Annotated in this window: 20 protein-coding genes; 7 read left to right on the top strand and 13 right to left on the bottom strand. The window is 71.3% G+C overall.

Features of this window, described 5'->3' with window-relative positions; genetic code table 11:
• Positions 1-25: 25 nt before the first annotated feature.
• The 3 genes from BUE48_RS01375 to BUE48_RS01365 form a co-directional block, all read right to left on the bottom strand.
• On the bottom strand, positions 26-751 hold the full coding sequence (locus BUE48_RS01375) for a hypothetical protein (protein WP_012850661.1): 726 nt from the start codon (positions 749-751) through the stop codon (positions 26-28).
• Positions 735-1208, bottom strand: a complete 474-nt coding sequence (locus BUE48_RS01370; RefSeq protein ID WP_286988438.1) for a hypothetical protein — start codon at positions 1206-1208, stop codon at positions 735-737. Before BUE48_RS01370 ends, BUE48_RS01375 begins: the two co-directional genes overlap by 17 nt.
• 233 nt (positions 1209-1441) lie before the next feature.
• Positions 1442-3274, bottom strand: coding sequence for an acyl-CoA dehydrogenase (locus BUE48_RS01365; protein ID WP_012850659.1), 1833 nt, complete (start codon positions 3272-3274; stop codon positions 1442-1444).
• A gap of 548 nt (positions 3275-3822) precedes the next feature.
• On the opposite strand from BUE48_RS01365, the gene BUE48_RS01360 reads away from it, so the two are divergent.
• From BUE48_RS01360 to BUE48_RS01350, 3 genes are all read left to right on the top strand, one after another.
• Positions 3823-4611 carry a sporulation protein gene (locus BUE48_RS01360; protein ID WP_012850658.1) on the top strand — a complete coding sequence of 263 codons (789 nt, stop codon included), beginning with the start codon at positions 3823-3825 and terminating at the stop codon, positions 4609-4611.
• 163 nt (positions 4612-4774) lie between these two features.
• Positions 4775-6247 carry a hypothetical protein gene (locus BUE48_RS01355; protein ID WP_286988437.1) on the top strand — a complete coding sequence of 491 codons (1473 nt, stop codon included), beginning with the start codon at positions 4775-4777 and terminating at the stop codon, positions 6245-6247.
• A 66-nt stretch (positions 6248-6313) separates the two neighbouring features.
• The gene (locus tag BUE48_RS01350; RefSeq protein ID WP_012850656.1) at positions 6314-7069 is read left to right on the top strand and encodes an SDR family oxidoreductase; all 756 of its coding nucleotides are present in this window, start codon (positions 6314-6316) and stop codon (positions 7067-7069) included.
• A 16-nt stretch (positions 7070-7085) separates the two neighbouring features.
• On the opposite strand, the gene BUE48_RS01345 is transcribed toward BUE48_RS01350, so the two are convergent.
• The 3 genes from BUE48_RS01345 to BUE48_RS01335 all read right to left on the bottom strand — a co-directional run bounded on the left by BUE48_RS01345 (position 7086) and on the right by BUE48_RS01335 (position 8400).
• A complete protein-coding gene (locus BUE48_RS01345) occupies positions 7086-7697 on the bottom strand; it encodes a rhomboid family intramembrane serine protease (protein WP_041439173.1) in 612 nt (203 codons plus the stop codon).
• A gap of 119 nt (positions 7698-7816) precedes the next feature.
• Positions 7817-8098, bottom strand: coding sequence for a WhiB family transcriptional regulator (locus tag BUE48_RS01340; protein WP_286988435.1), 282 nt, complete (start codon positions 8096-8098; stop codon positions 7817-7819).
• Positions 8092-8400, bottom strand: a complete 309-nt coding sequence (locus tag BUE48_RS01335) for a hypothetical protein (RefSeq protein ID WP_041439170.1) — start codon at positions 8398-8400, stop codon at positions 8092-8094. Before BUE48_RS01335 ends, BUE48_RS01340 begins: the two co-directional genes overlap by 7 nt.
• A 101-nt stretch (positions 8401-8501) precedes the next feature.
• Between BUE48_RS01335 and BUE48_RS01330 the strand changes: the two genes are divergently transcribed.
• Both BUE48_RS01330 and BUE48_RS01325 read left to right on the top strand, forming a co-directional pair.
• Complete coding sequence (locus tag BUE48_RS01330) at positions 8502-9002, top strand: GNAT family N-acetyltransferase (protein WP_041439168.1); 501 nt, start codon at positions 8502-8504, stop codon at positions 9000-9002.
• Positions 9003-9151: 149 nt separating this feature from the next.
• Positions 9152-10387, top strand: coding sequence for a helix-turn-helix domain-containing protein (locus BUE48_RS01325; protein WP_012850652.1), 1236 nt, complete (start codon positions 9152-9154; stop codon positions 10385-10387).
• Between the two features lie 241 nt (positions 10388-10628).
• Here the strand turns inward: BUE48_RS01325 and BUE48_RS01320 are convergent, their stop codons facing one another.
• Together BUE48_RS01320 and BUE48_RS01315 are read right to left on the bottom strand one after the other, a co-directional pair.
• The gene (locus BUE48_RS01320; RefSeq protein ID WP_012850651.1) at positions 10629-11129 is read right to left on the bottom strand and encodes a GyrI-like domain-containing protein; all 501 of its coding nucleotides are present in this window, start codon (positions 11127-11129) and stop codon (positions 10629-10631) included.
• A 59-nt stretch (positions 11130-11188) separates the two neighbouring features.
• Positions 11189-12259: a sigma-70 family RNA polymerase sigma factor gene (locus BUE48_RS01315; RefSeq protein ID WP_286988433.1), complete on the bottom strand. Its 1071-nt coding sequence runs from the start codon at positions 12257-12259 to the stop codon at positions 11189-11191.
• On the opposite strand from BUE48_RS01315, the gene BUE48_RS01310 reads away from it, so the two are divergent.
• Positions 12143-13954 (top strand): CYTH and CHAD domain-containing protein, encoded by a 1812-nt coding sequence (locus tag BUE48_RS01310; protein ID WP_286988431.1) that lies wholly within the window; start codon positions 12143-12145, stop codon positions 13952-13954. The genes BUE48_RS01315 and BUE48_RS01310 overlap by 117 nt on opposite strands.
• Positions 13955-13959: 5 nt before the next feature.
• Here BUE48_RS01310 and BUE48_RS01305 read toward each other — a convergent pair whose 3' ends face one another.
• From BUE48_RS01305 to BUE48_RS01290, 4 genes are all read right to left on the bottom strand, one after another.
• The gene (locus BUE48_RS01305) at positions 13960-14871 is read right to left on the bottom strand and encodes an NUDIX hydrolase (protein ID WP_286988430.1); all 912 of its coding nucleotides are present in this window, start codon (positions 14869-14871) and stop codon (positions 13960-13962) included.
• A gap of 2 nt (positions 14872-14873) precedes the next feature.
• A complete protein-coding gene (locus BUE48_RS01300) occupies positions 14874-16985 on the bottom strand; it encodes an RNA degradosome polyphosphate kinase (RefSeq protein ID WP_286988428.1) in 2112 nt (703 codons plus the stop codon).
• 91 nt (positions 16986-17076) lie between these two features.
• On the bottom strand, positions 17077-17664 hold the full coding sequence (locus BUE48_RS01295; protein ID WP_012850646.1) for a gamma-glutamylcyclotransferase family protein: 588 nt from the start codon (positions 17662-17664) through the stop codon (positions 17077-17079).
• Between the two features lie 80 nt (positions 17665-17744).
• Complete coding sequence (locus tag BUE48_RS01290; protein ID WP_012850645.1) at positions 17745-17921, bottom strand: hypothetical protein; 177 nt, start codon at positions 17919-17921, stop codon at positions 17745-17747.
• Between the two features lie 1313 nt (positions 17922-19234).
• Here BUE48_RS01290 and BUE48_RS01285 point away from each other — a divergent pair.
• Entirely contained in the window at positions 19235-20692 is a 1458-nt protein-coding gene (locus tag BUE48_RS01285; RefSeq protein ID WP_217265435.1) for a carboxylesterase/lipase family protein, read from the top strand.
• Between the two features lie 59 nt (positions 20693-20751).
• Here BUE48_RS01285 and BUE48_RS01280 read toward each other — a convergent pair whose 3' ends face one another.
• Entirely contained in the window at positions 20752-22011 is a 1260-nt protein-coding gene (locus tag BUE48_RS01280; protein ID WP_286988423.1) for an endonuclease Q family protein, read from the bottom strand.
• Between the last annotated feature and the right edge of the window lie 21 nt (positions 22012-22032).

Here is a 22032-nt window from a genome sequence, read left to right as displayed (position 1 = left end):
TCATGGGACGTGCCGCGGGCGTCCGTCACAGCACGGCCCGCAGGAAGGACACGGTGCTGCGCCTGGGGTCGGGCCAGGCCGACCCGCCGGCGGGCACCGGCGGCGCGGGGACGCCGGCCACCGCCAGCAGGCGCAGCACCACCAGGCGGAACACCTCGATGGTCGTGCCGAAGACGCTGCACCCCAGCTCCAGAGCCAGCTCCCGCGGGGTGGCCCGGTCGCCCATGTGGCGCAGCAGCGTCCACTGGGCCGCCGACACCTGCAGGGCGGGCGGGTCGAAGCGCGGGTTGCGCACCACCACCGTGTCGGGCGTCAGCAGCGCCGACAGCTGCTCCAGCACCCGCCGGCGCCGTTCCACCTCGGCCAGCAGCGCCGGGACGGGAATGCCGTTGGTCCCCTCGATGCGCAGCGTCCCCGACTCGCGGAAACGGTGCTTGGGCGGGTTGCGGCCGGAGCCGGCTATCAGCTCCAGCGCGGCGTCCATGGTCGCCTCCCGGACGGAGTACTCCCACTCCAGGGAGCCCGGTGCGCCCGGCTCCGCCCAGGACGCCCCCCGTCCCGTCGAGTCGGGCGGGATCACCGGCCAGGCGGCCAGCGCGGGGGTGCGCTGGGATTCGGCGTACAGGACCTCGCCTTCGCTGAGGTAGATGACCCCGCCGCAGTCCCCGGACACGCGCAGCACGCCGCTGCGGCCGGAGTCGGCGAGCTTGCCCAGCCGGACGGCGATCGGTTCTCTATGAAAGTACGCCATCGCCCTCACCCGGACCCGGCGCCTCCCGATGCCGGCCGCCGGCCGGTTCCGGGACGGGCGGCGGATCGACGTGGAGGTCGCGGAGCTGACGCAGGGCCATCGCCAAATTGGCCCTGGCCCGGTCCAGCACGACCAGCAGCAGGAACTGCAATCTGGGCGTGGGATCAAAGCGCCGGATCAGGTGGTAGTGGCCGGTCAGCGTGATGATCACGTCCTCCAGGCCCTCGTCGGCCGCCAGCGCCCCCGCCATCAGGGAGACCGCCCCGGCCACGTCGGCCGCGCCCGCCGCCGCCACCGGGATGCGCCCGTCCGCGCCGCCGCTCTCGCGGGCCTTGTCGGCCCGCACCGTCCCCAGGACCATGCCGGTGGCGGCGTCCAGGACGCATCCGAACTCCAGGCCATCGATCTCCTTTGCCCGCGCGAGCAGGGCGTCGAAGGAGGACTCGGGCACGGACATGTCCTTTCCTGCGGGGCTGTGCGGCCAAGAGATCGTGGCCAGATCCTACGGGCATGTCCGCTTCGCCGCCCACCATGACCCTCGTCCTACCTGGGATTTTTCCGCGATCGGGGAGGGGCCCCCGATCGCGGAGGCCGTCTTCGAGACAGCGAACGGCCCCCGTCACCGGGGAGGAGGGTGACGGGGGCCGCCTGCTCACCCCTGCCGCGGGAGGCGGAGGGAGCTCAGGGAGGTCAGAACGCCTCTTCGGGCATCTCCATCAGGTCCAGCGTGGTGGCCTCGGTGGCCGCGCGGTCGGCGGCGATGCGGGGCAGCACGTTGGCGCAGAAGAACTGGGCGGCGACGACCTTGCCGGTGTAGAAGGCGCGGTCCTCCTCCGAGACCTCCCCGGCGAGCTTGTTCAGGGCGACCTCGGCCTGGCGGCACAGCAGCCAGGCGACGATCACATCGCCCAGCGCCATGAGCAGGCGGGTGGTGTTGAGGCCGACCTTGTAGATCTCCTTGGGGTTCTCGGTGGACGCCAGCGCCCAGCCGATCATCGGGTTGAGGATGCCCTCCACGTCCTCCAGGGCCTTGCCCAGCAGCGCCCGCTCGGTCTTGAGGCGGCCGTTGCCGGCGTCGCTGGCCACGAACGCCTTGATCTCACCGGCCAGGTGCCTGAGGGCCTCCCCGTTGTCCCGCAGGATCTTGCGGAAGAACAGGTCCATGCCCTGGATGGCGGTGGTGCCCTCGTAGAGGGTGTCGATCTTGGAGTCGCGGATGTACTGCTCGATCGGGTAGTCCTGCAGGAAGCCCGAGCCGCCCAGGGTCTGCAGCGACTCCGAGCCCAGCAGGGCGTAGGCCCGCTCAGAGCCGAAGCCCTTGACCACCGGCAGCAGCAGGTCGTTGAGCTTCTCGGCGAGCTTGTCCTCGCGGCCCTCGTGCTTGGCGACCTGGATGGCGTCCTGGTAGGTGGCGGTCAGCATCACCAGGGCGCGCATGCCCTCGGCGTAGGCCTTCTGGGTCATCAGGCTGCGCCGCACGTCCGGGTGGTGGGTGATGGTGACGCGCGGGGCGGTCTTGTCGGCCATCTGGGTCATGTCGCCGCCCTGGACGCGCTGCTTGGCGTACTCCAGCGCGTTCAGGTAGCCGGTGGACAGGGTGGCGATGGCCTTGGTGCCGACCATCATGCGGGCGTACTCGATGATGAGGAACATCTGCTTGATGCCCTCGTGCACGCCGCCGACCAGGTAACCGATGGCCGGGTGCTTCTCGCCGAAGGTCAACTCACAGGTGGTGGAGACCTTCAGGCCCATCTTCTTTTCGACGTTGGTGACGTAGACGCCGTTGCGCTCGCCCAGCTCGCCGGTCTCCAGGTTCACCAGGTACTTGGGCACCAGGAACATCGACAGGCCCTTGGTGCCGGGGCCGGCGCCCTCGGGGCGCGCCAGCACCAGGTGGAAGATGTTCTCGGCCATGTCGTGCTCGGCCGAGGTGATGAAGCGCTTGACGCCCTCGATGTGCCAGGTGCCGTCGGGCTGCTGGATGGCCTTGGTGCGGCCGGCGCCGACGTCGGAGCCGGCGTCCGGCTCGGTCAGCACCATGGTGGCGCCCCACTTGCGCTCCAGCGCCAGCTCGGCGAACCGCTTCTGCTCGGGGGTGCCGATCTGCCAGAGGATCTGGGCGAAGCCGGGGCCGGAGGCGAACATGAACACCGCCGGGTTGGAGCCCAGGATCTGCTCGGCGATGGCCCAGGTCAGGCTGCGCGGAGCGCCGGTGCCGCCGAACTCGGGAACCAGGTCGGCGCGGTACCACTCGGCGTCCATGTAGGCCTGGTAGGACTTCTTGAAGCTCTCCGGCATGGTGACCGTGCCGGACTCGGGGTCGAACACCGGCGGGTTGCGGTCGGCGTCCTCGAAGGAGTCGGCGATGACCCCGGTGGCCAGGCGGTTGACCTCCTCCAGGATGCTGCGCGCGGTCTCCTCGTCCAGGTCCGCGTACGGCCCCTTGCCGAGCAGTTCCTGTCGGTTGAACACCTCGAAGAGGTTGAACTCCAGGTCACGGAGGTTGCTCTTGTAGTGCCCCATGGATTACCTCGGCAGGTCCGGTGGGTTGGCGCCCGGCCAACATACTGGTCAGTAACTCTCCCTATGCTACCCGCTGGTAACCACCTGACAACCCGTTGACCGGCACAATCCGGCCCCCGGACGCCACGGCCCGGCGAGCATCCGGCGAGAGCCCCTGGGACGACGCACAGCGGCCCCGCCGGCAAAGGGTGAGCAAAGACAACCCCAACGGCGGCACAGAGGACAACAACGAAACGATCACGCCTGCGGCATGCCGCCCCGCCGGACGGCCCCGGCCCGCGAAGCGCCGTGACGAACGCCGCACCGAGCCGTCCGGATCGGGCCCCCGGACCTTCGCGCCGGCGCAAGCAGGGACGAGCCGCAAGGAGCCCACGGAACCTCCCTCGGCCCAAGCGCCGCAGAACGTCCCGTCTTCCCCTGTCTCACCAGGTACGACATGATGTGGTCTCCATTACGGCGCACCGGATTCAAGGGAACGAAACCGGCGCCGCCCGCGACTAAAAGGACGGTTGCCCCACAAACGGCGGCCCGCATCACAGGAGGAAACGTTGGTCTTCAAGAAGCTGCTGAAGGCGATGGGCGTCGGGGGACCGTCCGTCGAAACCGTTCTGCACAACCCCAACACCACGCCCGGCGGGACGATCAGCGGTGACGTGCACCTGATGGGCGGCGAGCACGACTCCGACATCAGGTACGTCTCGGTGGCGCTGCGGACTCGCGTGGAGGTCGAGTCCGGCGACAGCGAATACAACACCAACATGGAGTACGCCAAGGTCCAGCTCACCGGGCCGTTCCAGCTGCGGAAGGGGGCGCGGCACTCCCTGCCGTTCACCCTGCAGATCCCCTGGGAGGCGCCGCTGACCCACATGTACGGCCAGCCGCTGCACGGCACCACCGTGGGGGTCGCCACCGAGCTGGAGGTCGCGCGGGCGGTGGACGCCACCGACCTGGACCCGATCGCGGTGCACCCGCTGCCCGCCCAGGAGCGCATCCTGGCCGCCTTCGCCAACCTCGGCTTCCGTTTCCGCAGCGCCGACTGCGAGCGCGGCTACATCCGGGGCATCCGCCAGGAGCTGCCGTTCTACCAGGAGATCGAGTTCTACCCGCCGCCGCAGTACGCCTCGGGCATCAACGAGCTGGAAGTGACCTTCGTGGCCTCCCCGCACTCCATGGAAGTGGTCCTGGAGCTGGACAAGCGCGGCGGGCTCTTCACCGAGGGGCACGACTCCCTCACCCACTTCACCGTGGACTACGCCTCGGTCCACACCACCAACTGGGAGCACGAACTGCAGCAGTTCCTCAACCAGGCAGCCCGGCGCCGCGGCCTGTTCTTCTGAATCCGCGCTCCGTGCTCCGCCGCGTCTTGCGGATGCGGCGGAGTGCGGGGCAAGGCCGCGCGCCGACCGGGGCTTCCCTTCCCGGCGTCCGACTTGTAAAGGTCGACCTTGTCAAAGGTCAATCGATCACCGAATCGGTCGCGACAGTGGAAAGGCCTTGCCCGTGCCGGATCCCACCTCGGTGGAAACGCTGGAACTGACCGCTGCCGAAACCCGGGTATGGGAGGCCTACCCCACCGGGACCATGGTCGTTCTCGGCGAGAACCGTCCCGACGAACCCCTTCCCGAGCGCACGGTGCGCGCCGAGGTGATCTCCCGGCTGCTGCTGGGCGCCCGGGAGGGCAGGCCCGGTCACGTCCCGGCCGTCAAGCTGCGCGGCGCCTATATCAGGGGGCGGCTGCGGCTGTCCGGCGGCACCATCGAGTGCGAGCTGCGGCTGGAACGCTGCCACTTTGACGAGGTCCCCGACCTGTCGAACGCGCGGACCCGCCAGCTGCGCATGTCCGAGTGCCGCATGCCGGGCCTGGACGCCGGCGGGCTGCAGGCCGACGGCTATGTGAGCCTGTCGAGGTCGCGGATCGACGGGGAGGTCCGGCTGCAGCGCGCCCAGATCAGCGGCGGGCTGCGGATGAACGACGTGATCGTCACCCAGTCCGACCCCAACCGGTGGGCGCTCTTCGGCGGCGGCCTGGTGGTCGATGCCGGGGCCTTCCTCCGGGACGCCGAGTTCAACGGCGGGGTCCGCCTGGTGGGCGCCCGGATGAACGGCGGGCTGTTCATGGAGGGCGCCCTGCTGTGCAACCCCTCCGGGCCGGCGCTGGACGCCCAGAACATCGTGGTGGAGGACGCCGCCGAGTTCAGCGCCGGGTTCATCGCCGAGGGCATGGTGCGGCTGCGCGGCGCCAAAGTGCACGGCACCCTCTCCTTCGACCTGGCCACGCTGCGCGCCGGCACCGACCCGCGGGCGCTGCAGGCCACCCTCATGCAGGTGGAGGAGATGCTGTTCCGCCCCACCGAGCCGGTGAACGGTCGGGTGGCGCTGTCGTACTCCCACATCGGCACCCTGCGGGACGGCGGCCCCATGGTCTGGCCCCGGGAGCTGTGGCTGCGCGGCCTGACCTACGACGCGCTGCGCGGCTGCCCGCCGGAGGAACGGCTGCGCTGGGTGGGCCGCGAGGAGTACCACCCCCAGCCGTATGAGCAGCTGGCGAGCTGGTACCGCCAGATCGGCCATGAGGACCTGGCCCGCAAGGCGATGCTGGCCAAGATGCGGGCCCGGCGGCGCACCCTCTCCCTGCCCGCCCGGATCTGGAGCCACCTGCTGGACTGGACCATCGGCCACGGCTACCGGCCGTGGATGGCGGCGGTATGGGTGGCGTTGCTGCTGATCGCCGGCACCGTGGTGTTCTCCGTGGAGCCGCCGCGGTCGATCCGCCCGCCCGAGGAACGCCCGCACTACAACGCCTTCATCTACACCCTCGACCTGCTGATCCCCATCGGCACCTTCGGGCGCCGCGAGCTGTTCGACCCGGTCGGCTGGACCGAGTGGGTGGCCTATGTGCTGATCGCCAGCGGCTGGATCCTGGTCACCGCCCTGATCGCCGGCGCCACCCGGGTGCTGCGCCCCAACGCCTGACGCGACGGGACCGGACACACCGCGGCATCGATACCGTGAACGCTTCGGGAAGGATTCAATAGCGGGATGGGGACCTATCTGATCACCGGTGCGACCGGCGGCATCGGCGCGGCGGTCGCGGAACTGCTGGCCGACCGGGGGCACGATCTGGTGCTGGTCGGCCGTTCGCCCGAGCGGCTGGCACAGGTGACCGCCCGGCTGGGCGGCGTGCAGGCCCGCACCCAGGTGCTCTACCGCGACGCGGCGGGGGCGCCGCGGGCCGCGGACGCCGGGCGGCGCGGCACGGTGCTGCCGGTGGTGCTGGACCTGACCGAGCCCCGCCGGATCGAGGCGGCGCTGGCGGCGGCCGGGCTGCCGGACCGGCTGGACGGCGTGGTGCACAGCGCGGGCGTGGTGGAGCTGGGCACGGTCGCCGAACTGGACGCCGACCGGTGGATCGAGCAGATCATGGTCAATCTGGTGGCCGCGGCGGAGCTGACCCGGCTGCTGCTGCCGGCGCTGCGCGCGGCCGAGGGGCAGGTGGTCTTCGTCAACTCCGGCGCGGGGCTGCGCGCCAACCCCGGCTGGTCGGCGTACGCGGCCGGCAAGCACGGGCTGAAGGCCCTGGCCGACGCGCTGCGCGCCGAGGAGCCGCGGCTGCGGGTGACCAGCGTCTACCCGGGCCGCACCGCCACCGAGATGCAGCGCAAGGTGCGCGCCCAGGAAGGGCGGCCGTACCGGCCGGAGGATTTCATCGACCCCATGACGGTGGCCCGGGTGATCGTGAACGCGCTGGAGACCCCTCGCGACGCCACTATCACCGACGTGTCCGTCCGGCCGTGAAAGGAGGCCGTCCCGCCTAGCTCCAGGCGTCGCGGCGGCGCAGTACCCAGGCGGCCAGGACGCCGCCGATCAGCCCGAACAGGTGGCCCTGCCAGGAGATCATCGGGTGGGTGGGCAGGATGCCGTAGATCATCGTGCCGTAGCTCAGCACCACCACGACGGCGATCGCCAGGTCCAGCAGGCTGCGTTCGAACAGGCCCCGGCTCAGCAGGTAGCCGAAGTAGCCGAAGATCAGGATGCTGCTGCCCAGGGTCTCCACCGAGGGCGAGCCGGTGAACCACACGCCCAGCCCGCCCACCACGATGATGATCAGGCTGGCCGCCAGGAACCGGCCGATCCCGCGCACCGCCGCCAGAAAGCCCAGCACCAGGAACGGCATCGTGTTGGCCATCAGATGCCCGAACCCGCCGTGCAGAAAGGGCGCGGTGAAGATGTCCGGCAGTTCACCGAGGTCATAGGACCGGATGCCATAGCGGTCGAGCGCACCGCCCAGCGCGTAGTCCAGCGCCTCCAGCACCCACATGACCGCGGTGACCGTTCCCACCAGCACGGCCGCCGAGACCGCGCGGGCGGCGTGCGTCGCCAGCCCTTCCGAACGGCTCCGCCGCGGGACGAGGGGGTCGTTCATCTGGCAGCCTCCATAGGGGTCGCGCTGTTGAGACAACGCTCCGGCCCTTATAAAGGTGCCCATAAATGCCCGTCCTGCGACGTCTTGCACAGGTCGCCGGGTTTTCAGGCGGTTTGCGGTCAGGCGGCGACGATGCGGCCGGTGCGCTCGCCGCGGCGCATTTCGCGGCGGATGTAGCGGCGTTCTTCGGGGGTGGTGCCGCCCCAGATGCCGTCGGGCTCGCCGGCGCGCAGCGCCCAGTCGAGGCACTCGGCCTTCACCGGGCAGTTGCCGCAGATGGCCTTGGCGGCCTCGACCTGCTCGGCCATTACCGGAACGGTGTAGTTGATGGGGTAGAAGAGCTCGGGGTCGACGCCGCGGCAGATCGCGTAATCGGTCCAGTGCTTGTCGGGGTTCAGCATGTCTTCTCCAGGTCGAACAGGGCCGCAGGCAGCGGCGACGCACGGTGGACGGCCCGTACCCGTTCCGGCGGCGGTGAGTCGGCCGGCCGATGCGGCATGCCGGTGATGGCCGCCGGTTCCTCGCTGCTGACGGAGGTCCGGCTGCTCGGTCGAGCGATCTCGGCGCCGATGACCGTCGCGTGGTGGTCCCGCGGCGTGCCTGCGCGGCCCTCGCCCGGCGCCGGCACATGGGCGGCGGCGCAGCGCGGCCTGGCGGCGGCACGCGGAAGATCTGCGAGGACGACCACGTCGGCGGCCTCCATAGAGAATCCGGGGTGGGTTCGCACCCAACGTAGTACTACAAAGCGTAGTACTACAAGCGAGGGTAACTTATGTCTCTAACTGGGCGGCTACCCTGAGCCACGTGGCTCGTGATCAAAAGGTGACCTTCCGCGAGGCGGTGCGCGACGACCTGCCCACGATCGTCCGGCTGCTGGCCGACGACCCATTGGGCAGCACCCGCGAGACGCCGGGCGAGGAACTGCCCGAGCCCTACTGGAGGGCGTTCGAGGCGATCGAAAAAGATCCCAACAACGCCATCATCGTCGCCGAGATCGACGGCGAGATCGCCGCTTCCCTCCAGCTCACCTACATCCCCAGCCTCACCTATACCGGGGGTGAGCGCGCTCAGATCGAAGGCGTGCGGGTGGCCTCCGAATACCGCGGCAAAGGCGTCGGCCAGGCCCTGATCAACTGGGTCATCGAACAGGCCCGCGCCCGCGGCTGCCGCGTCGTCCAGCTCACCACCGACCGCCAGCGCCCGAACGCCATACGCTTCTACCAGAAAATGGGCTTCCGCCCCAGCCACATGGGGATGAAGTACCCCTTGATCGAAAAGCCGGGCCAGATCGATCCCGATTCCTGACCACCGCCTCGCCCGCCCCGGCGCCCCCGCCCGGGGCCGCCGTGTGTCACGGAACGTCACATGACCGCACACAGCACGTCTCGATAGGCATCATGGGGAGCAGCCCCTCAAGCTCGGAGAACACCGGCCGGACGAAGGGTGCGCCCCCCATGAGCACCGCCGACGACCCCCGCGCCATCGCCGCACGCCTGCGAGCCGAACGCGAAAAGCGCGGCTGGGGGCAGCGGAAGACGGCCCGTTTCCTGCGAGACGCCACCGATGATCACCAAAAGCCCGACCTCTCTTCGTTTGTGACTTATGTCAAACGCTGGGAGAGCGGCGAAGTCCGGCCATGCGATCCCCGCTACCGGGCCGCTTACGCCAAAGTGTTCGGCGTCTCGGAAGACGAGTTGTTCGGCCCCCGCCCACAGCCCTCCTCATCGCGCCCGCCGGAACCGCATGACGATCCGGACGAACGTGAGCGGCTGGCCCTCGCCGCGCGCAATCCCGCCCGGCTGGATGAGGCCGTGGTGGACGGGCTGGCCGCCACCCTCGCCCATCAGCGGCGCCTGGAAGACTCGACCGGTTCCGGCCGCATGCTGGCGCCCGCGGCCGAGCACCTGAAATTGATCCTGCGGCTGCTGAAAGAGGCCCGTGCCGCTCCGGCCGCCCGGCTCGCCCAGACGGCCGCCGAGGCCTCCCAATTCGTCGGATGGCTGCACACCGCCGTCGGCGCCTACGAGGACGCGAGCACGCTGTACGACCAGGCACTGAGACTCGGCATGCAAAGCCGCAACACCGACCTCGCCGCGACGGCGTTGTCCATGCAAGGGCATCTGGCGTGGGTGACCGGCGACATCGGTGCCATGGCCGAGTTGTCGAAGGCCGCCGCCGAGATGGCCACCGCGACCGGCACCCGTGCCATGGCCGTCCAGCAGAGCGGACGGGCGCTGGCCGTTCTGGGGGATCGGCAGGGGGCGCTGAGGAGCATCGGCGAAGCCGAAGAGATCCTGGCCGGCGGCACCCGCGCAGACGACCCGGACGGCCTCTACTTCTACGGCCCGGCGTACCTGACCATGCAACGCGGACTGATCCTGTCCTACCTCGCCGAGGACCCGGCACAGCACGGCGCCGCCGCCGGTCTCATCGCCTCGGGCATCCAGGCGCTCGCCGCGGACGTGCGGAACTCAGAGTGGGTGGCCTGGTACCGCGTGCGGGCCGCGGCCGCTCACGCCCGCGGCGGCGACATCACCGAGGCGGTCACCGGCCTGCGCACCGCGCTCGGCATCGTGACCGGCACCGGCGGCGGCCGGACCCGCGCCGAGCTGGTCAAAACGCACCGGGCGCTAATCCGGCGCTGGCCGCGGCACCCCGGCCTCGCCGAACTCGGCGAGGCACTGCGCTGACGCCGCACCGGCGGTCCCGCAGAAAAGCGGGACGCCCGGCCGGGCCCGCCGGGAAGCCGCGGTCGCCCATGCCCGCGGCGGCGACCCCGTCACCGGCCCGCACGCCGCACCCGAGACCGTGACCAGGAGCGGCCCGCGAAGAGCCGCCCCGGCTCTCCGGCGCCCCGTCCGAGGACCAGACGCCCGGCCGGCTTCCCGAAAGGCCCTTCCCGAGACGAGAACGCCCTGTCGATCCGGCGAATCAGGCGTCCTGGAGGCGGTAGGCCAGCTCGATGGACCACTTGGTCATGTCGGGCTCGACGGCCGGGTCGGTCAGGTAGAACTCGAAGCGGCCGCCCCAGATCTCGGTGCCGCCCTCCCGGCGGATGTCCCAGGTGATGCCCTGGGCGGTGCCCCACTCCTGCAAGGCGGTGATGGCGTCGAACAGGCCGTCCGGATGGCCGTGGTGGGTCAAGGTGGCGTAGCGGCCGGGCGGGATGGAGCCGGGGATGATCCGGCCGTCCGGCTCGATGGGTTCGGGGACGGGGACGCCCACCTCCAGTTCGAACGGGACGTCCATGCCGCCGATCACGCGGTAGCGGTAGAACAGCGGGCCCGCGGGGACGATCCGCCGCCGGCCCAGCCGGCCGTAGACCTCCGGGACCAGGGCGTTGACCCGGCCCCACTCGCGCATCGGGGCCTTGACGGGGATGGCCGCGTACGGCTGGGCGGGGCGGGTTTCGATCTTCGGTTCGGTGGACATCGAGGGTGCCTCCCGTGGTCGGGGTCGTTCACCTCTCCTACGACCGGGGGGCGTGAAACTCATCGCTCGTCCGGGGAAACCGGCCGCCGCGGCGGGGTGGGAGGCAGGTCGAACAGCGGGAACAGGCGGGCGGTGTCCAGGAAGGAGGTCGTGCCGGCGATGAGGCCGCCGCGGACGTCCACCAGCACCAGCGCCCGGGGTTCGAACGTCCCGCCGGGGCCGGTGGGGACGTAGTGCGCGAAGGCCGGTGAGCCGTTGGCCGCGACCGGGACCAGGCGGGAGCCCCGGCAGCCGGCGTCCGGGGCCGACAGCGCCCGGCGGATGTGCTCGCGGCCCTGCAGCCACCAGGTGAACGGGGGCATCGACATGGCGGCGTCCTCGTGCAGCAGCGCCACCAGCGCATCGACGTCGTGGTTTTCGAACGCGGTGCAGTAGCGGTCCAGCAGGTCGCCTTCCGCCTCGCCCAGCGGGGCGGCGCCTTCGGTGCCGTCGGGGTGGACGGTGCGCAGGGTGGCGCGGGCGCGCTGCAGGGCGCTGTTGACGGCGGCGACGGTGACGCCGAGCAGCCCGGCCACCTCCGCGGCCCGCCAGCGCAGCACATCGCGCAGGATCAGCACGGCGCGCTGGCGGGGCGGCAGGTGCTGCAGGGCGGCCACGAACGCCAGCCGGATCGTCTCGCGCGCCACCGCCGCCTCGGCCGGGTCGGCGCCCGCCGGCGATACCCGCCGGTCCGGGATCGGCAGCACCCAGTGCTCCTCCGGCAGCGGACGGCCCAGGGGGGAGCCGGGCTCGGCGGCGGGGCCAAGGTCCATGGCCAGGGCGCGGCGGCGGGCGCCGCGCAGCATGTCGAGGCAGACGTTGGTGGCGATGGCATACAGCCACGAGCGCGCAGAACCCCGGGAGGCCTCGAAACGGCCGCGGCCGCGCCAGGCGCGTTCCAGGGTCTCCTGGACGGCGTCGTCGGCGTCGAAGGCCGAGCCGAGCATCCGGTAGCAGTGGGCGGTCAGCTCCGCATGGTGCGCCTCCCACCAGCGCTCCAGCCTCGCCGCGTCGTCTTTCCCCACCCTGACCTGGTCGTTTTCGTAGACCTGGGTCTCACTTTGTTTACCGGAACGTGTAATGCTGGTCATCGGAGCGTCATCTCCGGTCAACCCCGCTCGCCGGGAACGTCGATATCGAGGAGAACATGCGTGGCCGACCCGAAAAGCCAGCTTGAGGTAGAACGCAAATACGACGCCGACCGCGACTTCACACTGCCGGATCTATCCGGTCTGCCCGGGGTCGCGTCCGTGAGCGAACCCCGCACGCATGTGCTCATCGCGAACTACTTCGACACCTGTGACCACCGGCTGGCCGCCCGCGGCATCACCCTGCGCCGGCGGCGCGGCGGGGCGGACGCCGGCTGGCACCTGAAGATACCGGTGGCCCCCGACAGCAAGAACGAGCTGCGCGCCTCGCTCGGCCGCCCCCAGGTCGTCCCGGCGAAGCTGGCCCGGCTGGTGGCCGTCCATGTCCGGGGGGCACAGCTGCGGCCGGTGGCGGTGCTGGAGACCGAACGCACCGTGATCCTGCTGCGGGACGCAGGCGGGCGGCTGCTGGCGGAGGTCGCCGACGACACGGTGACCGGACGGCTCATCGACTCCGAAGGCGCCGAGCAGCCGGGCGCCACCGTCTGGCGGGAGATCGAGATCGAGCTGGGCCCGGCCGGCACTCCCGAGCTGCTGCGGGCGGCCGGGGAGCGGCTGCAACAGGCCGGGGCCCGCCCGGCGAGCGGCCCGGCCAAGCTGGGGAGGGTGCTGGAGCCGGTCATGGCGGTCCCGTTCGGCGAGCACCGCCGCGCGCTGCCGGACCTGCCGGCCGGTTCGGCCGGCGCCGCGGTGATCGGCTACCTGGCCAAGCAGGTGGACGCGGTGATCTCCTACGACCCCAAGGCCCGGCTGGCGGAGTTCGACGCGGTGCACAAGATGCGGGTGGCCGTCCGCCGGATCCGCAGCGCGCTGCGCAGCTACGCGCCGCTGCTGGACCCGGTGCGCATCGCCCCGCTGGAGCCGGAGCTGCGGTGGCTGGCGGAGGTCCTCGGCGAGGTGCGCGACCTGGAAGTGCTGCGGATGCGCTTCACCGACCGGCTGGAGCGGCCCTACGGGCTGCACCCGGCCGCCTCCCAGTCGTGGCTGGAGGCGCTGAGCAAGCGGGAGAAGTCGGCCTACCGCAGGATGAACACCACCCTCACCCAGCCGCGCTACTTCGCCCTGCTGGACGCGCTGGACGCGCTGGTGGCCGACCCGCCGCTGAGCGAGCGGGCGTTCCGGCCGGCGGTCGCCGAGCTGCCCCGGCTGGTCACCCGCCAGTGGCGGCGGCTGACCCGCAAGTACGAGGCGATCGCCACCGCCAAGGACCCCGAAGAGGCCAGGCATGACGCCCGCAAGGCCGCCAAACGCGCCCGCTATGCGGCCGAGCTGGCCGCCGCCGCGCTGCGCGAGCTGAAGCCGCAGGCCGCCGACGGCGCCCGCCCGGCCAAGGGCAAGGGCAAAAAGCGCAAGGCGTCCCGCAGGGCCGCCGCCGAGCCGGCCCGGTCACCGGCGGAGCTGGCCGAGATCGCCGCGCAGACCGCCGCCCACGCCAAACGCCTCCAGGAGGTCCTGGGCGGCTACCAGGACGGCGTCATCGCGATGCAGCACCTGCGGGCCGCCGCGGCCGAACGCTCCACCACCCCGGCCGAGGCGTTCGTGCTGGGCGTCCTCTACGGCATCGAACGCTGCGAGGCCCTGGAATCCCTGTCCCGCGTGGAGGCCACCTGGGAGCAGACCGCCCCGCCGGCCTTCTGACCGGCTCAGGACGGGGGGACCCAGTGGCGTTCCAAGGCGGCGACGCCGCTCGTCCCGTCGTCGTCCACCGCCAGGTGGGCCACCCAGAAACCGCCCTTGCGGAGGGAGGGATCGTCGGGAACCGGCTCGCCGAACTTGCGGCACAGTTCGGCGATCAGGTCCCCGACGATCTCGCCGTGGGTGCACACCACCAGCGGGTCCGCGCCGTCGCAGGCCAGCTCCACCAGCCGTGACCCGGCGCGTCCCGCGTCGGTGCGGCCCACCGTGAACGCCCGGTCGGTGGTCACCTCACCGCCCGAGGCCAGCGCGTACGGCAGCAGCGTCTCCACGCAGCGGGCGGTGGCCGAGGAGACCGGCCGCAGCCGCCCGAAGACGCCCAGCAGCGCGGCCAGCGCCCGCGCCTGGGCGCGTCCGCGATCGTCCAGGGGGCGCAGCGCGTCGTCATCGCGCCAGTCGCTCTTCCTGCCCGCCAGGGCGTGCCGCAAGATCACCACGGGGCGGGTGGTCAGCGGCCCGGCGGCGAACTCGCGCAGCACCTGCGCGTCCCGCTCATAGCTCAACCGCTCGACGGCCTCGGCCACCGGCAGCCACTCCAGGCGGTCGACCTCCTCGTTGGGGACGAAGACCGCCTCCGCGTCGATGGGCGTGGCGCTCCAGTAGTCCACCTGCTTGGGCCGGCCGTCCTTGAGGTAGGTGATGGAGGGCAGCCGCCGGCCCAGCCGCACGGCGATCCCGGTCTCCTCCACCACCTCGCGCAGCGCGGCGCCCAGCACGTGCTCGCCCGCATCGACCTTGCCCTTGGGGAACGACCAGTCGTCGTACCTGGGCCGGTGCACCAGCGCCACCCGAGGGCCGTCCGGAGCCCGGCGCCACAGCACCGCCCCGGCCGCCCGGATCCGACCTTCCTCGGACTTCACCTTCAGCCTTCCACCGTCCTCCAGCGCCGGGTCTTCATCAGATGCCGCTGGATGTCCAGCAGCGGTTCGCCGCGACCTCCCTCACCTCCTTGCGGAGGGTCGGCGTACTGGTGCCGCGTCCAGGTGCCGTCGCCGGACAGCCACCAGGAGGCGGTGCCGTCGTCCATGGCCATGTCCAGCAGCCGCACCAGGTCGGCGCGCTGGGCCCGGTCGGTGACCCGCACCAGCGCCTCCACCCGACGATCGAGGTTACGGTGCATCAGGTCGGCGCTGCCCAGCCAGACCTCCGCGTCGCCGCCGTTTTCGAACGCGAAGATCCGCGAATGCTCCAGGAAACGGCCCAGCACGCTGCGGACCCGGATGTTCTCCGACAGGCCGGGCACTCCCGGGCGCAGCGCGCAGATGCCGCGCACCCAGATGTCCACCGGCACGCCCGCCAGCGACGCACGGTACAGGGCGTCGATGATGGCCTCGTCGACCAGCCCGTTGCACTTGATGCGGATGTGGGCGGGACGGCCGGCCAGGTGGTGGTCCACCTCCCGTTCGAACCGCTGGATCAGCCCCGAGCGCAAGGTGCGCGGCGCCACCAGCAGCCGCTGGTAGGAGGTCTGCTTGGAGTAGCCGGTCAGGTGGTTGAACAGCTCGCTGACGTCCTCGCCGACGTCCGGGGCGGCGGTCAGCAGGCCCAGGTCCTCGTACTGGCGGGCGGTCTTGGGGTGGTAGTTGCCGGTGCCGATGTGGCAGTAGCGGCGCAGCGTCCCGTCGGCCTCCTGGCGCACCACCAGCGACAGCTTGCAGTGGGTCTTCAGGCCCACGAACCCGTAGACCACATGGCAGCCGGCCTGTTCCAGCTTGCGCGCCCACTCGATGTTGGCGCGCTCGTCGAAACGGGCCTTCAGCTCGACCACCACCACGACCTGCTTGCCGGCCTCGGCCGCGTCGATGAGGGCGTCCACGATCGGGGAGTCGCCGCTGGTGCGGTAGAGGGTCTGCTTGATCGCCAGCACCCGCGGGTCGGCGGCGGCCTCCTCGATCAGCCGCTGCACGGTGGTGGTGAAGGAGTCATACGGGTGGTGGACGAGGACGTCGCGTTCGCGGATCGCGGCGAAGATGTCGGTGTCCAGCGGCAGCGCGTCCTTGGACGGCACGAACGGCGGGTACTTCAGCTCCGGGCGGTCCAGGTCGGCGATGGCGTGCAGGCCGGCCAGGTCCAGCGGGCCGGGCAGCCGGTAGATCTGGCGCTCCTCGATGCCCAGTTCCCCGGTGAGCAGCTCCAGCACTTCCGGGGAGATGGACTCTTCCACCTCCAGCCGCACCACCGGGCCGAAGCGGCGGCGCAGCAGCTCCCGCTCCAGGGCCTGCAGCAGCCCTTCGCTGATGTCCTCGTCGATCTCCAGGTCCTGGTTGCGGGTCACCCGGAAGACGTGGTGCTCCACCACCTCCATGCCGGCGAACAGCTGGTCGAGGTGGGCGGCGATCACGTCCTCCAGCGGGGTGAACCGGTCGGGGGAGGCGCTGATGAAGCGGGGCAGCACCGGCGGCACCTTGACCCGGGCGAACATGGTGGCCTCGGTGTCGGGGTCGCGGACGATCACGGCCAGGTTCAGCGACTGCCCGCTGATGTAGGGGAAGGGGTGCGCCGAATCGACCACCAAAGGGGTGAGCACCGGGTAGATCCGCTCCCGGAACAATCGGTGCAGCCGTTCCTGCTCGGTCCGCGACAGCTCGTCCCAGCGCAGGATCTCGATGCCCTCTTTGGACAGCTCCGGCAGGACCTCGTCGCGGAACACCGAGGCGTGCCGCAGCATCAGTTCGTGCGCCACCTCGGAGGTGCGCTCCAGCACCTCGCGCGGCAGCCGCCCGCTGGCCGACTGCACGGCCAGCCCGGTGGCCATGCGGCGGGTCAGCCCGGCCACGCGGACCATGAAGAACTCATCGAGGTTGCTGGCGAAGATGGCCAGGAAGCGCACGCGCTCCAGCAGCGGCAGGGCAGGGTCTTCGGCCAGCTCCAGGACACGCTGGTTGAACCGCAGCCAGCTTTCCTCCCGGTCGAGGTAGCGGTCCTCAGGGAGGGAGTCCCCTTTCACTGGAATGTGCCCTGGATTGACACTCATGGTCATATTCTTCCCCGACTTTTGTGAACATAAGTCCAGGCTGGATGAACGGCATGTGAACACACCGCCCATACCGCTTCAGATCCGACGATCACGCCCGCGGTTCCATGCCGCGCTCATGTTCCGCCCCGATGCCCGGCGAATCGGGTCCTCCCCGTGCGACTCCCCGCAACACGGCGCGATGGTCCTCGCGCCCCAGGCCCATGGCCCGTTCGTGGCGGGCGCGCCAGATGCGGCAGCCGTCGACATAGGCCGCCAGGTGGCGTTCGGCGAAACCCGCCAGGTCCCAGTCCCGCGGCTCGGTTCGACCCCGCCATATGTATGCCCAGCCGTGCCGGCCGTCCTCCAGCGCCAGCCGCCGCCGCTCATACAGGTCGCCTTCGAAGGCGTCCAGCAGCCGCTGTTCGGCCTCTGACAGGCCGAGGATGAGCGTTCCGTCCGCCGTGCAGGCCGGGTCGGGGACCAGCCCGGGATAGACCACCCCGGGCAGCGCCCGTACCCGCCAGCCGGGGGCCCTGGCCGGCTCCAGGCGGGGCACTCTGCCCAGCAGCACCGCCAGCACTTCGGGGAAACGCAGCGTCCCGTAGACGAACAGCCCCTCCCGCTCATCGCGGGCGCCATCGCCCGCGCCGGCCCCAGCGGCACGGGCCCTCCGGTCATCACCGTTGGAACTGGCCATCCCCCATCTTGACCCCGATTCGACCCATCGCGCCAGGTCAGCGATATCACGCTGAAGCCGGGGCGAAGGGGGAGGAGGCGTCAGGAACGCCGGTCGGAGCCGGTCTCGCCGGGGCGGTCGGAGTCGGCGCCGGTGAAGAAGGACAGCGTCTCGGGCACGTCGTGAAGCTCGATCCGGTGCGGCCCGTCACCCGGCAGCGCTCCCGCCGCGGCCACCAGGGCGGCCACGATCATCCAGCGCACCAGCCGTCTCCGCATCCCGACCTCGAACTTTCCCCGGTTGGACTTCCTTCTGCGGCATGCGCCGCGCAGACACGATGTCCCCGAAAGCCCTTTTCAGGTGATCAAACTCCGTAAAAGTGAGCCAAGTCACACGCTGTCATGCGGTTTCGGTGGCCGTCCCGGCCCGAACGCCGCGACGGGAGACACCGGCACACGGCACCTCCCGCCCTTTGCGGCCGGTGCGCGAAGGTCCGCTCCAGCAGGTCGGGCGCCCCTTCGGTAAGCAGGCCGGCGCGGTCCGCCCGGGTGCGGCGGAGGTCACCGGCGGCACGGCCCGCCCATGGGCCAAGGGCTCGGTAGCGGCGTGGCCGGGCGGCCGAACGCGGTGAACCCTTCGCAACACGCCGTCTCTGCGGACCGGAGGCAGCCCCTCGCTCGGGGTGTGCGGCGCTCCGCGGCGGGAAAGCCATGACCTCCAGCCCCATACCACTCCAGGGCGCGGTGCCGCTCCCGACCGCCATGCCCCGCCTTCGCCCATGGAACCGCCGGCCGCGCGACCCGCACCTTCCTTGCCTGCGGACACCGACCGCCCTTCTCAGGAGACGCCCACCATCGGCCGCCGACCGGCCCGGGCTGTGCCGGCCGAGGGCCCGCTGAAGGGCGCCGGTCACCGGCCGGTGCAGCAGCGGGCACTGCTGCGCGACGGGCCGCTGGGCCTGCCCGGCGGTGCGGGTCGTTCCTCTCCCCGCCCGGGTGCGGCCTCCCCCAGGACCCCGGCGAATTCGGACGCCGCAAAAATCATGCGCCTCCGCTTTTTCGAACGCTCATAGGAGAGCGAACACAATCTCGGCCCCCTTTTCTTGGGAGGCCGCATTCAAAGAGATTCACAAAGTCCCACGCATTCGGCAGACAACATCACCCGCTGTGCCCCTCACACAAAGAACCCGGCCGGGGAATGTTTCCCACACCAGTTCTGTGATCGCCCCGTTGCCTTTTCCGAACCCATATGTGACGTTTTTAAAACCGATCGAAACGCCATGTGTCGCCTGCCTGTGGACGCGCCGCCGAGCCACGGCGCGTCCCTCCGGCTCCGCACGAGCTCACCGGCCCTGCCGCGGCAGATCCACCCGACCGCCGTGCTCCCTCACGGAAAGGAAGCCCGCATGGTGCACCCATCCCCCGTCCCTCCCGGACCCGCCGCAGGGAGGAGACACGCATCTTCGCGACGGCCCGGGCGCCGCAGGACGTTCGCGGCGCTGGCCGCGTCCCTGACCGGCCTCGCACTGTCGGCCGCCCTCGGCGCCACGCCGGTCCAGGCCGCCGGGAACGCACCGGCCACGGCGCCCGTGGTGCGCATTCACGAAGGGCTGATCCGGGGTGTCTCCGGTGAGAACGGGACCTCCTACCTCGGCATCCCCTACGCCAAGCCGCCGGTCGGCCCGCTGCGCTGGAAGCCCCCCGCGCCGCCCGAGGGCTGGCGGGGCGTCCGGGACGCCACCAAGCCCGGCAACCCCTGCATGCAGAGCAAGGTGCAGACGCCCTGGGGCGACCTGGCCGGGCCCGGCACGCCCAGCGAGGACTGCCTCTACCTCAACGTCCATGTCCCCGCCAAGCGCTCGCTGCGGCCGCGGCCGGTCATGGTCTGGATCCACGGCGGCGGCTTCACCATCGGCTCGGGCGCGTTCTATGACGGCGGTGTGCTCGCCCAGCGCGGCGACGTGATCGTGGTGACCCTGAACTACCGGCTGGGCGCCTTCGGGTTCCTGGCGCACGCGGGCCTGTCGGCCGAGTCGCCCACCGGCTCCTCGGGCAACTACGGGCTGCTGGACCAGCAGGCCGCGCTGCGCTGGGTGCAGCGCAACATCGCCGCCTTCGGCGGCAACCCCCGCAACGTCACGATCTTCGGGGAGTCCGCCGGCGGCGGCAGCGTCTGCCAGAACCTGATCTCGCCCCTGGCCAAGGGCCTGTTCCACCGCGCCATCGCCCAGTCCGGCTGCGCCTTCCCCGCCGCGCCCAAGCAGACCGCCGAGGCCGCGGGCGAGAACTTCGCCGCCGCCGTGGGCTGCTTTGATGTGGCCTGCCTGCGCGCCAAGCCCGCCGAGCAGCTGCTGGCCGCCGCCGGCACCCCGGCCTTCGACCGCATCACCTGGGGTCCGTCGGTGGACGGGCACGTGGTCCGCGAGCAGGTCATGGAGGCGTTCCGCGCCGGGCGCCTGCCGCGCGTCCCGGTGATCCAGGGCACCACCCGCGATGAGGCCCGGCTGAACGTGGCGACCGCCTACGACCTGGCCGGGCGGGTGCTCACCGCCGAGGAGTACCCGCAGGCGGTGCGCCGGGCCTTCCCGTCCACCGCCGACCAGATCCTGGCCCGCTACCGGCTGTCGGACTACGGCACCCCGGCCGAGGCGCTCGCCGCGATCTACACCGACGCCCAGTTCGCGTGCCCCTCGTACGCCTCCACCGCCCTGCTGGCGCGGCACACCCGGGCCTATGCCTACGAGTTCAGCGACCCGCACGCCATGGACTACCTGAACCTGCCGGTGAGCTTCCCGCTCGGCGCCCCGCACGGCTCGGAGATCCGCTACATCTTCGGGGGCGTGACCGGCACGCCCGCCCAGCAGGCGCTGGCGGACCGGATGCTCACCTACTGGACCCGCTTCGCCCACACCGGCGTCCCGAACGGCAAGGGTTCCCCGGTCTGGAAGAAGTTCCCGCTGGTGCAGGACCTGGCGCCGGGCGCCATCAAGCCGACCCTCACCTTCGCCAAGGACCACAAGTGCGACCTGTGGGCGCAGATCACCGGCTGATCCGCCGCTGAACGCACCGCACGCCCAGGCCGGGGTCTCTTCCCGGCCTGGGCGTTCTTTCAAAAGAGCGCCGGCTCCGGCCCGCCGGGTTCCATCACCCGGATCACGCCGTACTCGCCGTCGTAGCCGGCCTCCCGGACCACCTCCTCGCGCCGCAGCCGCCCGATGGCCTCGGCCAGCAGCGGCGAGCGGGCCGCGATGTCCTCCAGCGGCACCTCCTCCAAGATCGCCAGTTCCGGTCCCAGGGCGGCGACCAGCCCGTCGATCTCCCGCTGCACCCGTTTGCTCTTGGGTCCCACCCCCAGGATCTCGCCGACGATCTCCGGCAGCGGGACGAGCCGCCGGAACCCCGCCTCCCCCTCCGGTGGAACGCCCTCGGGCCGGTCGGCCAGCTCCTCGACGCGGCTGAGCACCCCCACCGTCAGGCGCTTGCCGCACACCGGGCAGATCCCGCCGTGCTCGCGCCGCTCGCGCGGCGTCATCCGCACCCCGCAGGCCCGGTGCCCGTCCAGGTGGTACTTGCCCTCCTCGGGGAAGAACTCGACCGTCCCGGCATATCCCGCGCCGGTCCGCAGCGCCCGTTCGATCGCGAAGTAGTCCAGCTCGGTGTCGAACACCGTGGTCTCGCGGCAGAGCATGGGCGGGGAGTGCGCGTCGGAGTAGCTGACCATGCGGTAGCGGTCGAGCGCGGACACCCGCCGGTTCATCTCCGGGTCGCTGGACAGCCCGGTCTCCAGCGCGGCGATGTGACCGGTCAGGTCCAGGTAGCAGTCCTCGAGCGCGTCGAACCCGGACTTGGCGCCGAACACCCCGAACCACGGCGTCCAGACGTGGGCCGGCACCAGGTGACCGCCGCACGCCAGCACGTTCTCCAGCAGGTCGCGGGAGTCCAGGGCGAGCACGGGACGGCCGTCGGAGCTCAGGTCGCCGAACCGGCCGAGCCTGCGGCCCAGCTCCCGCGCCTCCGCCAGGCCGGGCACGTACAACAGGTGGTGGATCTTGCGGGTGCGTCCCGCCCGCCGGTAGACGGTGCAGACCTCCGCCGACAGCATGAACCGCACCGGGGCCTCGGCCAGATTCGGCGGCAGCCCGGCCGCAGCCGCCCGGTCCGGCTCCGGGCGCAGCCGAAACAGCCCGGGCTCCGCCGGCACCAGGCACTCTTGCAGCCGGGCGAGCCAGGCCGGATGGGTGAAGTCCCCGGTGCCCACCACCGTGCAGCCCTTGCGCCGCGCCCACCAGGCCAGCGGCTCCAGGTCGCTGTTCTTGCTGCACGCCCTGGAGTACTTGGAGTGGACGTGCAGATCGGCGTGAAAACGCAACTGTCAGGCTCCTCCCCTCGC

Origin of the sequence: Thermomonospora sp. CIF 1 (assembly GCF_001896795.1) — a bacterium.
Taxonomy (GTDB): domain Bacteria; phylum Actinomycetota; class Actinomycetes; order Streptosporangiales; family Streptosporangiaceae; genus Thermomonospora; species Thermomonospora curvata.
Note: the sequence above shows the minus strand (reverse complement) of the source record. Positions and strands in the feature narration are given on the sequence as shown.

Coding starts and splice junctions, on each gene's coding strand:
- BUE48_RS01375 (WP_012850661.1), bottom strand. CDS start 751: ATGGCGTACTTTCATAGAGAACCGATCGCCGTCCGGCTGGGCAAGCTC.
- BUE48_RS01370 (WP_286988438.1), bottom strand. CDS start 1,208: ATGTCCGTGCCCGAGTCCTCCTTCGACGCCCTGCTCGCGCGGGCAAAG.
- BUE48_RS01365 (WP_012850659.1), bottom strand. CDS start 3,274: ATGGGGCACTACAAGAGCAACCTCCGTGACCTGGAGTTCAACCTCTTC.
- BUE48_RS01350 (WP_012850656.1), top strand. CDS start 6,314: ATGGGGACCTATCTGATCACCGGTGCGACCGGCGGCATCGGCGCGGCG.
- BUE48_RS01345 (WP_041439173.1), bottom strand. CDS start 7,697: ATGAACGACCCCCTCGTCCCGCGGCGGAGCCGTTCGGAAGGGCTGGCG.
- BUE48_RS01340 (WP_286988435.1), bottom strand. CDS start 8,098: ATGCTGAACCCCGACAAGCACTGGACCGATTACGCGATCTGCCGCGGC.
- BUE48_RS01335 (WP_041439170.1), bottom strand. CDS start 8,400: ATGGAGGCCGCCGACGTGGTCGTCCTCGCAGATCTTCCGCGTGCCGCC.
- BUE48_RS01325 (WP_012850652.1), top strand. CDS start 9,152: ATGAGCACCGCCGACGACCCCCGCGCCATCGCCGCACGCCTGCGAGCC.
- BUE48_RS01320 (WP_012850651.1), bottom strand. CDS start 11,129: ATGTCCACCGAACCGAAGATCGAAACCCGCCCCGCCCAGCCGTACGCG.
- BUE48_RS01310 (WP_286988431.1), top strand. CDS start 12,143: ATGGTGCGCCTCCCACCAGCGCTCCAGCCTCGCCGCGTCGTCTTTCCC.
- BUE48_RS01315 (WP_286988433.1), bottom strand. CDS start 12,259: ATGACCAGCATTACACGTTCCGGTAAACAAAGTGAGACCCAGGTCTAC.
- BUE48_RS01300 (WP_286988428.1), bottom strand. CDS start 16,985: ATGAGTGTCAATCCAGGGCACATTCCAGTGAAAGGGGACTCCCTCCCT.
- BUE48_RS01295 (WP_012850646.1), bottom strand. CDS start 17,664: ATGGCCAGTTCCAACGGTGATGACCGGAGGGCCCGTGCCGCTGGGGCC.
- BUE48_RS01290 (WP_012850645.1), bottom strand. CDS start 17,921: ATGCGGAGACGGCTGGTGCGCTGGATGATCGTGGCCGCCCTGGTGGCC.